Genomic DNA, 14,641 nt, shown 5'->3' with positions numbered 1-14,641 from the left:
AAGGGGATGAATGGATCATGCTAACTGTGAAAAAGAACTAAAGAGGACTCTTTGTCAACTGCAAGAGACAAAAAGGGTCCTTTTTTATATGAATATCTGAAAGACTAACTAATTAGAAGAAAAAGCCTAGTATGCTTTAATGAATAAAAAAGGAAGGGAAGCAATGTCGAATACGGAATTACTACTGTTTGTTTCTTTGTTATGCTTATTGGCACTTGTGCGTATCGTGAGGAAATTTTTAAAAAATGCTTTGGTCTTTTGGGGCTTGGCCATCCTTTATGGGGCCTCCCTCGTTCTCATCATTTGGGGATAGGTGATCATGGCATCATCCATGACATTTTATGGAGAGATTGTCAAAGAAAGTTATTACTCTCTATTGGTGAAAGGGTTAGCTGTCTTTGGGATTTTTTGGTCTTTCGTCAAATTTTTGTGCTTGGGAAAATTGTACATAACCATCGGGAATGCCTTAATAAAAGGCAATTCGCAAGATCAAGTGGATGACTAGTAGAAAATGTATAGACGTGGAGCATAAAAAAGTAGTCGTGTTATGGTATAATCTAACTAGGTGGTAGGACATCGAGCACCCATTGGTGCGCGGTAGCCTACCACTTTTGAAGTAAAAAAGCACCGGGTGAGGCTTGCTAGATCTTGCCTGCTGAACTCGTAAATTGATAGATACCCTATGGGGTATTTTTTTGTGAACTTTTTAGGAACTTTGAGAAAGCTTTAAGGGGTATCATTGAATAGTAGATGGTTCGAAAACGCCTATTTTAATAAGTTTTATGGCATTAATTTTAACTATACTTTGAAATATGGTATAATAAAGGGATTAATCTAAGGTGGTAAAGATGGCAAAATTAATTCCTGGGAAGGTTCGTTCACAAGGGAGCCTTCTCTATGAAGCTGGGAAAGTTTCCCTTCAGGAAGTAAAAGAAAAATACCTGTATTTTCGAGTCGAAGAAGAAAGCTTGCGTTACAGTTTAGATGACGATGCCGTTTTTTGTAGCTGCGCTTTCTTTCAAAAGAAAAAATTCTGTACGCATTTGGCAGCAGTAGAAGCTTTCTTGAAGAATGATGACAGTGGGAAAGCTGCTCTTACAAGTTTAGAAGAAGATGCTACTGCGACAGAGGAAACCCAGGAGAAAGTCTCCTTTGGCAGTTTATTTTTAGACCAAGTGCTTCCAAAAATTGAGAAAAAAGAAACCCGCTATGTCTTATCAGCCGTTGGACATGAAGACGATTATTCGGGTCAATTTCTGTGGACCCTTCGTATCCGTCGCTTGCCAGATGAGCGCTCCTATGTGATCAGAGATGTCCTTGCCTTTTTGCAGACCCTTCAAAAAGAAGGCCATTATGCCATTGGCAAAAGTTATTATGAACCCATTTCTTACCTCGAATTTGATGGTGCTAGTCAGGATGTGATCAATTTCCTACAAGGTTTGATTACAGATAGTGCTTCAAAAGAGCAAGATTTCTTCCCCAATGCTGGTCGCCATCTCTATTTCCCACCGACTCTCTTTGAAGAAGCTGTAGAATTACTGATGAATTTGGATTCTTTCCTCCTGCAATATAGCTTGTATGATTTTTCTGAAGTCTATTTCCAGGACGTCCATGGGGAGGAAGATCTCTTTCATTTTCAGGTAGAAGACCATGATGATTTTTACGAATTGATCATTACTGAGCCTCAAGTAAAGGTTGTCGATTCTGCTACTTATCTGTTTCGAAATGGTGTCTTCTATCACCTGACGCCCCAACAGCGCACCTTATGGAAGGCCATCCAAGACCTGCCGATGGATCAGGACCGCAAAAAACGCCTGCACTTTGATCCAACAGACCAGACCAAGCTTTCCTATAGTTTAAAAGAATTTAAAAAACTGGGGAAAATAACAGCTCCGACGAGCTTTTTAATCCACGATTTCACTCCAGCATTCCATTTTGATTTGGCGCAGGACCAGACTGTCTTACTGGATGTAGTCTTTCAATACCAGGATCGTGCGGTTACTACGCGCGAGGAACTGCTAAACCTTCCCTATTCCAGTGATTTCGATAAGGAGCAAGAGGTCTTTTCGACTATGCTGGCAGCAGGCTTTACAGATGACTTTTCTTCTCAAAGAAGCCCGTTAGCAAGTGAGCAGATCTATCCTTTCTTTCACCAACAGATTCCGACTTTTGAAACTTTAGGAGAGGTTACCTTATCCGATAGTCTCTTGGATCTTTATCAAGTGGAACGTCCCAAAATTGATGTCAAAACCAATGGCAGTTTACTGGAGATTGGCTTTGATTTTGAAAGTATAGACCCAGCTGAGGTCGACCAGGTCCTAAAAGCTCTAGTAGAGCAAGAAGACTACTTTGTCAGCCATACCGGAAAAGTCCTTGTTTTTGATGAAGAAACTAAGAAAATTAGTCGGGCCTTGGCTGATCTAAGGGCTAAGATGAAGAAGGGTGGCAAATTGCAGACCCGTCGAATTGCAGCTTACCAGCTATCTGATTTGTTAGCAGATCAAGAAAATGTTCATTTTTCTGAAGAATTTAGGAATTTGGCTCATGATCTGACCCATCCGGAAGCATACCAACTTCCTCAGCTAGCGATCCAAGCGACCCTAAGGGATTACCAAGAGACAGGGGTCAAATGGTTCTCCATGCTGAATCATTATGGTTTTGGGGGCATTTTAGCCGACGATATGGGGCTTGGAAAAACCCTGCAGACTATTTCATTTCTAACGAGTATAGCCCAGACTGAAACCAAAATCTTGATTCTAGCGCCATCTAGTCTCATATACAACTGGAAACAGGAATTTGCAAAGTTCGCTCCTCAGATGGAAGTGGCAGTTGTATACGGCCTCAAGCAACATCGAGATGAACTCATTGCAACCAATCCCCAAGTGGTCATTACAAGCTATGCCTCTTTCCGTCAGGATGTAGAGGAATACCAAAAAAATCAATATGAATACTTGATCTTGGATGAAGCTCAGGTCATGAAAAATGCCCAAACCAAGATTGCTCAACACTTACGTGGTTTTGATGTGCCACATGTATTTGCTCTTTCTGGCACACCCATTGAGAACCATGTTGGAGAACTTTGGTCCATTTTCCAAATTGTGCTTCCTGGTCTATTTCCTGCTAAAAAAGAATTTCAAAAATTAAGCCCTGAGACCATTGCCCGTTTTGTAAAACCCTTTGTCATGAGACGGAAAAAAACAGAGGTCCTTCAAGAATTACCAGACTTGATTGAAACCATCTATCACAATGAGTTGGATGAAAGCCAAAAAACCATCTATTTAGCCCAATTAAAGCAAATTCAAGATCGGGTTCGAAGCTCTAGCGAGGAAGAATTAAATCGAAGCAAGGTGGAGATCCTCTCCGGTCTCATGCGTCTTCGCCAAATCTGTGATACCCCAGCCCTCTTTATGGAAGACTATCAAGGAGACAGTGGGAAGTTGGAGAGTCTTCGCGACCTTCTGGTTCAAATCCAGGATGGAGACCATCGGGTCTTGATCTTCTCCCAATTCAGAGGCATGTTGGATATTCTGGAGAAGGAGATTGACCAGCTCGGCATGACCTCCTTTAAAATCACGGGTTCTACTCCCGCAAAAGATCGTCAAGAAATGACCAATGCCTTTAATGCAGGAGAGCGCCATGCTTTTCTCATTTCACTGAAGGCTGGTGGGGTTGGATTGAACCTCACTGGTGCCGATACCGTTATCTTAGTCGATTTGTGGTGGAATCCTGCTGTAGAAGAACAAGCGATTGGCCGGGCCCATCGAATGGGACAAGAACAAAATGTTGAAGTCTACCGCATGATTACGCGTGGGACTATCGAAGAAAAAATTCAAGAGCTCCAAGTTTCAAAACGCCATCTGGTTTCAACGATTCTTGATGGAACGGAAACAAGATCTAGCCTATCTGTAGAGGAAATTCGCGAGATTCTAGGAATTCAGTCGGAATAACTTGAAAAATTCTGTGAATAGTTTATAATTAATGGAGTGTCGAAAGGAAGAAAACATGACAGAAAAATATTTTCCTCAGGTAGGGGATAATGAGTTGATGTTAACGGAGATGCCCCATATGAACCTGTACGATGATTCAGACTTGATTAGTAATATTACAGGCGAATATGTGGATAAAAATTATTTGGAATGGCAACCCATTGCTGAAAATACCAAGCCCAAGCACCCTTACCATCAACCTCTAGAAGAGTCCCTACCCAAAAGACGGCCAGTAAGAAAACCTGATTTTAAAGAGCCGATTGATAAAAAAAGTCCTGCCAATCGTTATGCAGAAGAAGCAAGAGAGCGCGCGCGTGAAGATCTGAAAAAGAAACGCACGGCGCCTTATTTGACAACAGATCCAGCGATCACCACAAACAAGCGGAAGAAACCATTTATTTCAGAACGGAAACCTGGTCAGCCAACAGCACCTTTCCAAAAGGAAAACCCGGGCGAATTGTTGAAATATAGCAAACGCTTGCGTCAGGATCAGTTGATTCTGGCTGAGCTGGAACCTGTAGGAGAAACAGTAGTAGAACCTACCGAAAAGAAAAATAATTATGATTTCTTGAAGACCAGTCAAATTTATAATAAAGACCAACACAAGCTGAAACCACAGCCAATCAAACAAGAATTGGATTTAACCCATCTAGATCAAGAATAAGGAGATAACATGTCTAATACATACCATTTTATTGGAATTAAAGGAGCAGGAATGAGTGCTTTGGCTCTCATGCTTCACCAAATGGGACATACTGTTCAAGGTTCAGATGTTGAGAAGTATTACTTTACGCAACGTGGCTTGGAACAAGCAGGAGTTCAAATTTATCCATTTGACGTGAAAAATTTGGAAGGTGATAAGATCCTCATTGCGGGGAATGCTTTCCGTCCAGAGAATAATGTGGAAATTGCGTATGCAGATGAGCATGGTTTAACCTATAAACGCTACCATGAATTCCTTGGTGAGTTTATGCGTGACTTTGTCAGCATAGGAGTTGCTGGAGCACATGGGAAAACCTCAACGACAGGGATGCTTTCTCACGTTTTATCAAATATTACAGACACGAGTTATTTGATTGGAGATGGGACAGGCCGTGGCTCTGCTGCTGCCAAATACTTTGTTTTTGAATCGGATGAGTATGAGCGTCACTTTATGCCTTACCATCCTGAATACAGCATCATCACCAATATCGACTTTGACCATCCAGACTACTTCACGAGTTTAGAGGATGTATTCAATGCCTTTGACGACTATGCTAAACAAATCAGTAAGGGTCTCTTCATCTATGGGGAAGACAAGGAATTGCGTCGCATCACCTCGTCTGCACCTATCTATTATTATGGATTTGACAAAGAAAATAACGATTTTGTGGCGAACAACCTGCTTCGTTCAACGACTGGTTCAACCTTCAACGTTCATTTTCGTGGAGAAGATTTGGGACAATTCCATATCCCAACTTTTGGTCGCCACAATATCATGAATGCCACAGCTGTCATTGGGTTGCTTCACATTGCAGGATTTGACTTAGATTTAGTCCGCGAGCATTTGAAGACCTTTGCTGGAGTCAAACGTCGCTTCACTGAAAAAGTGGTCAATGGTACGGTGATCATCGATGACTTTGCCCATCATCCAACGGAAATTATTGCAACTTTGGATGCGGCCCGTCAAAAATATCCAAGTAAAGAAATTGTGGCGATTTTCCAACCCCATACCTTTACACGGACGATCGCTCTATTGGATGAATTTGCGGAAGCTTTGAATCAAGCCGATGCCGTTTACTTAGCTCAAATCTATGGTTCTGCGCGTGAAGTGGACCATGGCGATGTGAAGGTTGAAGATTTGGAAGCAAAGATTGTCAAACGGTCGGCTATTATTACAGCTGAAAATGTTTCTCCTCTTCTTGATCATGACAATGCAGTCTATGTCTTTATGGGAGCTGGAGATATTCAAACCTATGAATACTCATTTGAGCGTTTATTATCAAGTTTGACACATAATGTACAATAAGAGATGATGAGTCTGGAATCGCTTGGTTCCAGACTCAAATTTATCTGTCCTATGAAAATCGATGAGAGGAGTGTAGGATGATCATTCGTCCCATTACTTCAGCTGATCAAGAGCGTTTGCTTTTGATTGAAGAAGAACTTCATGACAATGCATGGAAGGAGCCAAAAACCACTCTTGAGCAAGCGCTGAATTCGAAGGTGGCTATTTCTTTGCTTGCAGAGCAGGCTGGGGATATTGTAGCTTACTTGTTGGCGACAGAAGACCAGCAAGTAAAGGGAAACCTAATAGTATTGCGATTAGCAGTTAGACCAGCCTTTCAAGGTCAAGGATATGGTTCCATTTTAATAGCTGCTTTAAAAGACCTAGCTGTTCAAAAAGAAAAGAATGCCATTTGGATTGATTGCTCGGAAGACTTGCTGTCTTATTTTGCCCAGCAAGGATTCCGGGATGAAGGGGAGTCTGCTTTAGGTGTCCATATGGTTTGGGATTGATAGAAGGAGTAGATGATGAAAAAAAAGATTCAAGTGAGACAAGCAAGGATAGAAGATTTAGATGCGGTTGAGCGCATTGAACTCGAAAATTTTTCAGAGGAAGAAGCGATTGAGCGTGAGATTTTAAAAGATCATATTGAAAAGATCCAAACGACTTTTCTAGTAGCCGAGTGCGAGGGTCAGATTTTAGGGTATCTAGAAGGACCTGTTAGACCAGAGCGTTATTTGATCGATGCCTCCTTTACAGAGGTCGAAGATCTCAGTCAGATAGAGAGAGGCTTTATTTCTATTACATGTCTATCCATTGCCAAAGAAGCCCAAGGGCTAGGAGTCGGAACCTTCTTACTTGAAGCGATGAAAGAGATTGCGATGGAGGATGGCCGTGAGGGGATAAATCTGACCTGTCATGATTATTTGATTCCTTATTATGAAAAACAAGGGTTTACCAATGAGGGTCTCTCTGCTTCCCAATATGCGGGTGAAGTTTGGTATAATCTGGTTTGGGAAAACAAAAACCTTGATTAAATAGGTGTTTTAAAGAAGAAAGGCGATTTGTATTGCTTTTCTAAATCTTTTAAGATATAATATTAAGGATTATGATGAGGGAGGTCAATTATTTGACTGATAAATCACAAGAAAGTGAGAAGTTATTAAGCTTCAAAGAACAGATCCTCAGAGATTTAGAAGAGGCCAATGAGCAACTTTTAAAGATTGAAAAAGAGTATGATCTACCGGATCTAGAGGTTGAAACTCCTACTTCAGTAAAAGAGGAGGAAGAAACAACACCACCTCTGAAAGTAGAAGAATCGACTTCAGCTTCCCAAGCAGATCTAGTGGAGCAAGAAGCGGTCCGTCCTACTGTGGAAGAAAAGAGCGAGCCTACAAAGCTGGCTCTTAAAGAACCAAGTCAGAAACCGGTGGAGGAAAACTTAACACGTTCTTCTCGCAACAAACGTCAACAGAAACAAAAGAAACAAAATAAAATCGCCAAACGTATCGTGCGGACAGTGGTCAGCCTCTTGTTGATCGTGATCGTGGCTACCGGGATCTTTGCCGTGACCTATATTCATTCAGCAGTAAAGCCAATGGATAAAAATGCTACAGAATTTGTAACGGTTGAAATTCCCGCAGGTTCAAGTAATCGTGAAATTGGAGCGATCCTTGAGAAAAAAGGACTCGTTAAAAATGGCCAGTTCTTTAACTACTATACCAAGTTTAAAAACTATAGCAATTTCCAGTCAGGCTATTTTAATTTACAAAAGAGCATGGATTTAGAAACCATCATCCAAAAACTGCAGGAAGAGGGAACCAAAACTCCTCAAGCTCCAGTTCTTGGTAAGGTGACGATTCCTGAAGGCTATACCATTGATCAGATTGCAACAGCGATCACATCTGATGTCTCTACGAAGAAGGCAGGCAAGACTCCATTTAAGAAAGAAGATTTCTTGAAGGCTGTCCAAGATGATGCCTTTATTGAGAAGATGGTGGCCAAATATCCAAAACTCTTGGCTAACCTGCCAAGTAAGGACTCTGGTGTTCGTTACCGTTTGGAAGGTTACCTCTTCCCAGCGACTTATAACTATGGGAAAGATACCACAGTAAATGAAATGATTGATCAGATGCTTGCGGCCATGGATCAAAACTTAAGCCCATACTACGAAACACTTGAAAGCAAGAACATCAATGTGAATGAAGTATTGACCCTTGCTTCCTTGGTTGAAAAAGAAGGGGCGACAGACCAGGACCGTAAAGATATCGCTAGTGTCTTCTATAATCGTTTGAACCAAGATATGCCGTTGCAAAGTAACATTGCTATCCTTTATGCAGAAGGCAAACTTGGGCAAAAGACAACCTTAAAAGAAGACGCAACGATCGATACAGAAATAGATTCCCCATACAACATTTATAAGAATACTGGCTTGATGCCTGGCCCAGTGGACAATCCTGGAGTCTCAGCGATTGAAGCAGCAGTAAATCCAAGTAAAACCGATTATTTGTACTTTGTAGCAAATGTCGAAAATGGTGAAGTCTTCTTCGCTAAGACATTTGAAGAACACAATAAAAATGTAGAAGAACACGTCAATAGTAAATTGACACAAGCAAGTTCAAACTAGGAAAAGCATGTGGCGCGTCCACAGCTTTTTCATTCAAATAATAGAAAGAGAAAGAGAAGAATAATGGCAGAAAGAACATACCCAATGACCCTAGCGGAAAAAGAAAAATTGGAACAAGAATTAGAAGAATTGAAATTGGTTCGTCGACCGGAAGTGGTAGAACGAATCAAGATCGCTCGTTCATACGGTGACCTCTCAGAAAACTCTGAGTACGAAGCAGCAAAAGATGAACAAGCTTTTGTTGAAGGTCAAATCTCGAGCTTGGAAACTAAAATCCGCTATGCTGAAATCGTCGATAGCGATGCAGTTGCTGTAGACGAAGTAGCGATCGGAAAAACCGTTACAGTTCAAGAAGTTGGCGAAACAGATGAAGAAGTATACAGCATCGTCGGTTCAGCAGGAGCAGACGCCTTTGCAGGAAAGATCTCGAACGAAAGCCCAATCGGTCATGCTTTGATTGGTAAGAAAACAGGTGATGTGGTCACTGTTGAAACACCAGCTGGAAGTTACCAAGTGAAAATTTTGAACGTAGAAAAAACAGCGTAAATATAAAGAGCAGGCTCTCCTAGGGGGCCTGTTTCAAATTAAAGATAAAGTCCTTTTAGAAACTTTCCTTAAGTGAGTACGGACGTTAGCGAACTTCTACGAAATTCCATGACTTAGTTTTGAACCTAAGGTTTTAAAACTCCCCTAGTGCCTGAAACATAATTGTTTCAGGCACTTTTCTCACGGCGGAAAATTTCGGTATCTGCTCTATGAACCTAATAGTTTATATCATTTTATTTTTTAACATTACTTAGGTAAAAACGGTCTTAAAGCAAGCACTCCTAGAGGGCTTGTTTTTTTGTGCTCTTAATCCCCTTGTGAGGGTGAAACTGTTTCGTTGACTGATTGAAAGGGATCAAAAAAGCACCTGAACTAGAGGATTCAAGTGCTTAAGTAATTCCGCTAGAATTTAGGATCTTGTACTACTTTCTATTGCGTTGTTTTCCTGCATTGCGGTTGTTTTTTGGTTTGTGTTGAATTTGTGTCGTTGTAGTTGGTGTAACGTCTTTTTTCACACGGTGACTGGTCGCTTTTGGAGGGTTGTTTTTGTATTCCTCAGCAACGCGCTTGCGAAGATTTGGACGAATCAAGTAGTTGATGACAAATTGTTGGATAATTTGGATCACCCCACCGACTACCCAGTAAAGCGTCACTCCGGCTGTAGAGATCAATGAGAAGACACCGATCATAATCGGGCTCATCAGCGATGCTTTACGCATGCTTTCTTTTTGGCTTTCATCTTCAATTCCGTGAAGAGAAAGCATACTTTGGATGTAGTAGAGAACCGCTACGATAGCTGCCAGGAGCAGGCTTGGTTTTCCAAGAGCAATGCCAAGGAAACTACTATCTGCTACCCCTTTAGTATGTTGGGCAGCAAAGAAGAGGGCAGAGAAGAATGGCATTTGGATCAAGAGTGGCAAACACCCAACTCCACCAAACATGCTGACCCCATTTTCACGTTGAGCAGCCATTAATTCTTGTTGCGCCAATAGCTTTTCTTCTTGTGTGCTAGCGTTCTTCATGCGCTCTTGGATTGGTCCAAGGATAGGCTTCAAGTAGTTCATCTTTTCAGATTGGTAGGTTGCCTTCCATGATTGGTACAAACCAAGTGGTAAGATGATCAAGCGCACGATCAAGGTGACGATAATAATCCCGATCCCAAAACCTAAGTCGAGGTTGTTGGCAAAGAACTTGATGGCTTCGCCCATTGGACGGCCAAGAAGATTCCAGATTAATCCTGTTGGATTTCCAGTTTTCCGATCGACACTCACGCATCCAGATAAGAAGACAAGCGAGGCTAGTCCCATCGATGCAAATAATGCAAGTTTATTTTTTTTCACAAATCGTTCCTTCTTTTTTAAAATGTTACCTTTCTATTCTACTGTTTTTTTTGAAAATACACAATAGTTCGCTGGCCTTAATTTGTAATTTTGAAGTCCTTATAGTTTTCAAAATTTGCTAGTGTAACATCCAAGTAGGTCACATGCGCAAACGGCGTAGGGCCTTTGCGTATTTCTTGGATGAATTTGGCCATTTGACTGCTAGACTCTGCCTGAGCTAGAATACTAACCGTCCCGTCGTCATTGTTCCAGACACGGCCAGTGATCCCACCGATCTCTAAAGCAAGACTGTAGACTCCCCAGCGAAAACCAACTCCTTGAACCCGTCCTTGGGCAATCATTTTTACCTTTTGCATGTGCATCCTCCTTGACTCGAAGAAATCTATCTGAGGCATGATTTCTTCTTTTTCTTTGTGCTATAATAGGTCTATGAATATTATAACGTCTAAATCCAATAATGTAATCAAAAATGCTAAAAAATTACATCAAAAAAAATATCGGACAGATTCCTATCTCATTGAAGGTTGGCATCTCTTTGAAGAGGCACTAGAAAATCAGGCGATCATTCGTCAGGTCTTTGTTTTAGAAGCTTATTTAGACCGGGTAGAGAATATCCAAAACGTCACTGTCGTGACTTCGGAGATCTTGAGTCTCTTGGCTGATTCGAAGACCCCTCAAGGAATTGTCGCAGAGATCGCTCTGGAGCAGCCAGAACTTCCAGATCAGTTACAAGGTCGTTACCTCTATTTGGAGGATGTCCAAGATCCAGGTAATGTGGGAACCATGATTCGAACAGCAGATGCAGCCGGATTTGATGGTGTCATGATTTCGAAAGCATCCGCAGATCTCTTTAGTCTCAAGACTCTTCGATCCATGCAGGGAAGTCATTTCCATCTTCCTATCTGGAAAATGGACCGAGAAGAACTATTGGAACGAGCTATGCAATCTCATCTAGCAGTTCTTGCAACGACGCTTTCAGAAGCTTCCATCGATTACCGTCAGCTCCCTCAGATTGATCAATTGATTTTGGTAATGGGAAATGAAGGCAAGGGCATCAGTCCAGAAATGGCTACACGAGCCGACCAGCTGGTTCATATTACCATGCCGGGTCGAGCTGAGAGTTTGAATGTTGCAGTAGCTGCTGGAATTTTGATGTTTCATTTAAGGAATTTTTGAGAAAAAGCAGTATACTTAAGTTGAAAAAAGAAATTGGTGGAAATCTTATTGGGAGAGCCTATCAAGGAAAGGTGGTGATCTGATGCAATATCATCGTGACAAAGAATACATGACCTATGTGGGACAGTTGATTCAGCACCCTAAGGTTCAAAAATTAGCCGACATCCCCCATCATATTCATTCCAATCGTTTGGAGCATTCCATTCATGTTAGCTATACTAGTTATAAACTGGCTAAAAAATTTGGCTGGGATGCTAAAAGTACGGCTCGGGGTGGGCTTTTACATGACCTCTTTTACTATGATTGGCGCGAGACTAAGTTTACCAAGAGTCACGCCTGGATCCATCCACGCATTGCCGTGAGAAATGCGCGAAAGATTACAGATCTTAATGCTAAGGAAGAAGATATCATCATTAAACACATGTGGGGGGCTACCCTTGCTCCGCCTCGCTACAAAGAATCCTTCGTGGTGACCATGGTGGATAAATACTGGGCTGTTAAGGAAGCTTCAGAACCTTGGCGTAAAAAGATGGCCAAAAGGAGATTTTTTCATCGAAAAATGTTAAAATCATAGTAAACAAATTTGAAAGGAACTTGTTTATATGTATAATGATTCAGTAATCCAAGAACAAAGTGGATTGAATGCTTTTTATAACAAAATCTATTCATTAGTAGGAATTGGTGTTGGGATTTCAGCCCTTGTGTCTGGCCTGATGATGACAGTCTTTCAAGATTTCTTCGTTCAAATCTTGACAACAGCACCAATGGTTTACTATGCAGCAGTTGTTGTAGAATTGATCTTGGTCTTTGTTGCCAGTGGGAAGGCTGTTAAAAATAGCCCGTCTGCTCTTCCGATCTTCTTGATCTACTCAGCTTTGAATGGCTTTACCTTGAGCTTTATCATTGCTCGCTACATGCAAGCGACGGTTTATAAGGCTTTCTTGGTCAGTGCCTTGATGTTTATTGTCATGGGTGCTATCGGACGCGTCGTGAAAAAAGACCTTTCTGGAATGGGACGTGCCTTGATGGGAGTCTTGATCGGTGTGATCATCGCTTCTGTTGTGAACATGTTCTTGAGAAGTTCTGGTATGGATTATATCTTGAGTATTATCTCTGTCTTCCTCTTTGCAGGATTGACAGCTTGGGATAACCAAAAAATCCGCTATGTCTATGATCAAACCAATGGTCAACCTGCGACAGGCTGGGCAGTGGCCATGGCTTTGGAACTGTATCTTGACTTTATCAACCTCTTTATCAGCCTTCTTCGTATCTTCGGAAGAAACGACTAATCAAAGAGAGATTGAGCTGGGGCAATAGCCTCGGCTTTTTTTGTCTTCCGACTTGTGCTATACTAATAGTGACTAAAGAATAGAAATGAGTACTTATGAAAACACCTTTTGTAACCCGTGAACAATTAGAAAGCCTGACCCAAAAATTTCCTACCCCTTTTCATCTCTATGATGAAGCGGGAATTCGTGAAACGGCTCGTGCCCTCCATCGAGCTTTTGCTTGGAATGAAGGATTTAAAGAATACTTTGCCATCAAGGCGACTCCGAACCCATCGATCCTAAAAATTTTGCAAGAAGAGGGCTGTGGAGTTGACACTGCCAGCTACGTCGAATTGTTAATGGCAGATAAACTTGGCTTTAGTGGAAAAGAGATCATGTTTTCTTCTAACAACACGCCAGCTGATGAATTTGTCTATGCTAGAGAATTAGGAGCGACGATCAATCTGGACGCCTATGAAGACATTGCTTTCTTGAAGTCTGTGACTAGCATCCCCAAGGTTATTTCTTGCCGTTATAATCCTGGTGGAGTTTTTGAACTGGGAACTGATATTATGGACAATCCGGAAGAAGCCAAGTTTGGAATGACCAAGGAGCAATTGATCCAAGCCTTTATCGAGTTGAAAGAACTAGGTGTGGAAGAGTTTGGCATTCACGCTTTGTTAGCTTCTAATACAGTATCCAACGATTACTATCCAGAGCTAGCGCGTCAACTTTTTGAATTGGCAGTGGAAGTCGTCGAGAAAACAGGTGTCCATTTGGGCTTTATCAACCTCTCTGGTGGAGTTGGGGTCAACTACAAGCCAGAGCAAGAACCAAATGATATTGCTATTATTGGGGAAGGCGTGCACCGCGTTTTTGATGAGATTCTCAAACCGGCAGGACTTGGTCATGTAAAAATCTATACAGAGCTTGGCCGCTTTATGCTAGCTTCACACGGTCTTTTGGTAACCAGAGTGACGCATAAAAAGAAAACCTACCGGACCTATGTGGGTGTCGATGCTTCAGCTGTGAACCTTCTGAGACCGGCTATGTACGGTGCTTATCACCATATTACCAATATGGATCGTCCAGATGGACCGACTGAAGTGGTCGATGTCGTGGGAAGTCTCTGTGAAAATAACGATAAATTTGCTAAACAACGAGAACTACCAGTGACGGAGATTGGAGATTTGCTCGTGATCCATGACACCGGAGCCCATGGATTTTCAATGGGGTATCAGTACAATGCCAAGTTACGATCCGCCGAAGTCCTCCTTCAAGAAGATGGGCAGGCCCGTTTGATTCGTCGAGCAGAAAAACCAGAAGATTATCTTGCGACACTCTACGGCTTTGACATTGAAAAATAAGCGATTGTCTGATATAATGATAGTTATGTAAAAATAATGGATCGGAGAAAAATGTATGAATCTCTTTTTGGGAATTTTGTTGATCATTTTAGCTTTCTTTGGTGGGATGGTTGCAGGAATGTTCTTGCTTCGTCGTCAATTTGAAAAAGAATTTGCATCAAACCCACGTTTGAATGTTGAAGCAGTTCGGACTCTTTTGGGTGCGAGTGGCCAACGTCCAAGCGAAGCAAAAGTTCAACAGGTCTATCGCCAAATTGTGAACCAACAAAAATCAGCAATGGCGAAAAACAAGAAAAAATAAGAGTGGGGCAATCTCACGATAATAAATGAGAGGGGCTTGGAGGA

15 protein-coding genes are annotated in these 14,641 nt (G+C 41.7%); 13 read left to right on the top strand and 2 right to left on the bottom strand.

Annotation, left to right across the window (positions count from 1 at the left end; genetic code table 11):
* Window positions 1-319: 319 nt before the first annotated feature.
* The 8 genes from QM830_RS05900 (at window position 320) to greA (ending at window position 9,145) form a co-directional block, all read left to right on the top strand.
* Window positions 320-505: a hypothetical protein gene (locus tag QM830_RS05900; protein ID WP_414325953.1), complete on the top strand. Its 186-nt coding sequence runs from the start codon at window positions 320-322 to the stop codon at window positions 503-505.
* A 343-nt stretch (window positions 506-848) separates the two neighbouring features.
* Window positions 849-3,947 (top strand): SNF2-related protein, encoded by a 3,099-nt coding sequence (locus tag QM830_RS05895; protein ID WP_414325952.1) that lies wholly within the window; start codon window positions 849-851, stop codon window positions 3,945-3,947.
* Window positions 3,948-4,002: 55 nt separating this feature from the next.
* Entirely contained in the window at window positions 4,003-4,650 is a 648-nt protein-coding gene (locus QM830_RS05890; RefSeq protein ID WP_009731520.1) for a hypothetical protein, read from the top strand.
* Window positions 4,651-4,659: 9 nt separating this feature from the next.
* Complete coding sequence (gene murC / locus QM830_RS05885; protein WP_009731519.1) at window positions 4,660-5,994, top strand: UDP-N-acetylmuramate--L-alanine ligase; 1,335 nt, start codon at window positions 4,660-4,662, stop codon at window positions 5,992-5,994.
* A gap of 77 nt (window positions 5,995-6,071) precedes the next feature.
* On the top strand, window positions 6,072-6,485 hold the full coding sequence (locus QM830_RS05880; RefSeq protein ID WP_009731518.1) for a GNAT family N-acetyltransferase: 414 nt from the start codon (window positions 6,072-6,074) through the stop codon (window positions 6,483-6,485).
* A gap of 15 nt (window positions 6,486-6,500) precedes the next feature.
* Complete coding sequence (locus tag QM830_RS05875) at window positions 6,501-7,010, top strand: GNAT family N-acetyltransferase (protein WP_009731517.1); 510 nt, start codon at window positions 6,501-6,503, stop codon at window positions 7,008-7,010.
* 74 nt (window positions 7,011-7,084) lie between these two features.
* On the top strand, window positions 7,085-8,599 hold the full coding sequence (gene mltG, locus QM830_RS05870) for an endolytic transglycosylase MltG (RefSeq protein ID WP_414325951.1): 1,515 nt from the start codon (window positions 7,085-7,087) through the stop codon (window positions 8,597-8,599).
* 63 nt (window positions 8,600-8,662) lie between these two features.
* Window positions 8,663-9,145, top strand: a complete 483-nt coding sequence (gene greA / locus QM830_RS05865) for a transcription elongation factor GreA (RefSeq protein WP_009731515.1) — start codon at window positions 8,663-8,665, stop codon at window positions 9,143-9,145.
* A gap of 422 nt (window positions 9,146-9,567) precedes the next feature.
* Here greA and yidC read toward each other — a convergent pair whose 3' ends face one another.
* Together yidC and QM830_RS05855 are read right to left on the bottom strand one after the other, a co-directional pair.
* The gene (gene yidC, locus QM830_RS05860) at window positions 9,568-10,485 is read right to left on the bottom strand and encodes a membrane protein insertase YidC (protein WP_009731514.1); all 918 of its coding nucleotides are present in this window, start codon (window positions 10,483-10,485) and stop codon (window positions 9,568-9,570) included.
* Window positions 10,486-10,562: 77 nt separating this feature from the next.
* Entirely contained in the window at window positions 10,563-10,841 is a 279-nt protein-coding gene (locus tag QM830_RS05855) for an acylphosphatase (protein WP_414325950.1), read from the bottom strand.
* A gap of 73 nt (window positions 10,842-10,914) precedes the next feature.
* On the opposite strand from QM830_RS05855, the gene QM830_RS05850 reads away from it, so the two are divergent.
* The 5 genes from QM830_RS05850 (at window position 10,915) to QM830_RS05830 (ending at window position 14,597) form a co-directional block, all read left to right on the top strand.
* The gene (locus QM830_RS05850; RefSeq protein ID WP_414325949.1) at window positions 10,915-11,661 is read left to right on the top strand and encodes a TrmH family RNA methyltransferase; all 747 of its coding nucleotides are present in this window, start codon (window positions 10,915-10,917) and stop codon (window positions 11,659-11,661) included.
* 82 nt (window positions 11,662-11,743) lie between these two features.
* Window positions 11,744-12,235, top strand: a complete 492-nt coding sequence (locus tag QM830_RS05845) for an HDIG domain-containing metalloprotein (RefSeq protein ID WP_013904023.1) — start codon at window positions 11,744-11,746, stop codon at window positions 12,233-12,235.
* Between the two features lie 28 nt (window positions 12,236-12,263).
* Window positions 12,264-12,950: a Bax inhibitor-1/YccA family protein gene (locus QM830_RS05840; RefSeq protein ID WP_003008369.1), complete on the top strand. Its 687-nt coding sequence runs from the start codon at window positions 12,264-12,266 to the stop codon at window positions 12,948-12,950.
* Window positions 12,951-13,045: 95 nt separating this feature from the next.
* Window positions 13,046-14,296 (top strand): diaminopimelate decarboxylase, encoded by a 1,251-nt coding sequence (locus tag QM830_RS05835; protein ID WP_414325948.1) that lies wholly within the window; start codon window positions 13,046-13,048, stop codon window positions 14,294-14,296.
* A gap of 55 nt (window positions 14,297-14,351) precedes the next feature.
* Window positions 14,352-14,597: a YneF family protein gene (locus QM830_RS05830; protein ID WP_003005109.1), complete on the top strand. Its 246-nt coding sequence runs from the start codon at window positions 14,352-14,354 to the stop codon at window positions 14,595-14,597.
* Window positions 14,598-14,641 lie beyond the last annotated feature (44 nt).

Origin of the sequence: Streptococcus sp. OMI750 (assembly GCF_047463895.1) — a bacterium.
Classification (GTDB): Bacteria; Bacillota; Bacilli; order Lactobacillales; family Streptococcaceae; genus Streptococcus.
This window is presented reverse-complemented; position numbering and strand designations above follow the sequence as displayed.

Excerpts from the sequence above, each read along its gene's own strand:
- QM830_RS05900 (WP_414325953.1), top strand. The coding sequence starts at position 320 with ATGGCATCATCCATGACATTTTATGGAGAGATTGTCAAAGAAAGTTAT.
- QM830_RS05895 (WP_414325952.1), top strand. The coding sequence starts at position 849 with ATGGCAAAATTAATTCCTGGGAAGGTTCGTTCACAAGGGAGCCTTCTC.
- QM830_RS05890 (WP_009731520.1), top strand. The coding sequence starts at position 4,003 with ATGACAGAAAAATATTTTCCTCAGGTAGGGGATAATGAGTTGATGTTA.
- murC (WP_009731519.1), top strand. The coding sequence starts at position 4,660 with ATGTCTAATACATACCATTTTATTGGAATTAAAGGAGCAGGAATGAGT.
- QM830_RS05880 (WP_009731518.1), top strand. The coding sequence starts at position 6,072 with ATGATCATTCGTCCCATTACTTCAGCTGATCAAGAGCGTTTGCTTTTG.
- QM830_RS05875 (WP_009731517.1), top strand. The coding sequence starts at position 6,501 with ATGAAAAAAAAGATTCAAGTGAGACAAGCAAGGATAGAAGATTTAGAT.
- mltG (WP_414325951.1), top strand. The coding sequence starts at position 7,085 with ATGAGGGAGGTCAATTATTTGACTGATAAATCACAAGAAAGTGAGAAG.
- greA (WP_009731515.1), top strand. The coding sequence starts at position 8,663 with ATGGCAGAAAGAACATACCCAATGACCCTAGCGGAAAAAGAAAAATTG.
- QM830_RS05855 (WP_414325950.1), bottom strand. The coding sequence starts at position 10,841 with ATGCAAAAGGTAAAAATGATTGCCCAAGGACGGGTTCAAGGAGTTGGT.
- QM830_RS05850 (WP_414325949.1), top strand. The coding sequence starts at position 10,915 with ATGAATATTATAACGTCTAAATCCAATAATGTAATCAAAAATGCTAAA.
- QM830_RS05845 (WP_013904023.1), top strand. The coding sequence starts at position 11,744 with ATGCAATATCATCGTGACAAAGAATACATGACCTATGTGGGACAGTTG.
- QM830_RS05840 (WP_003008369.1), top strand. The coding sequence starts at position 12,264 with ATGTATAATGATTCAGTAATCCAAGAACAAAGTGGATTGAATGCTTTT.
- QM830_RS05835 (WP_414325948.1), top strand. The coding sequence starts at position 13,046 with ATGAAAACACCTTTTGTAACCCGTGAACAATTAGAAAGCCTGACCCAA.
- QM830_RS05830 (WP_003005109.1), top strand. The coding sequence starts at position 14,352 with ATGAATCTCTTTTTGGGAATTTTGTTGATCATTTTAGCTTTCTTTGGT.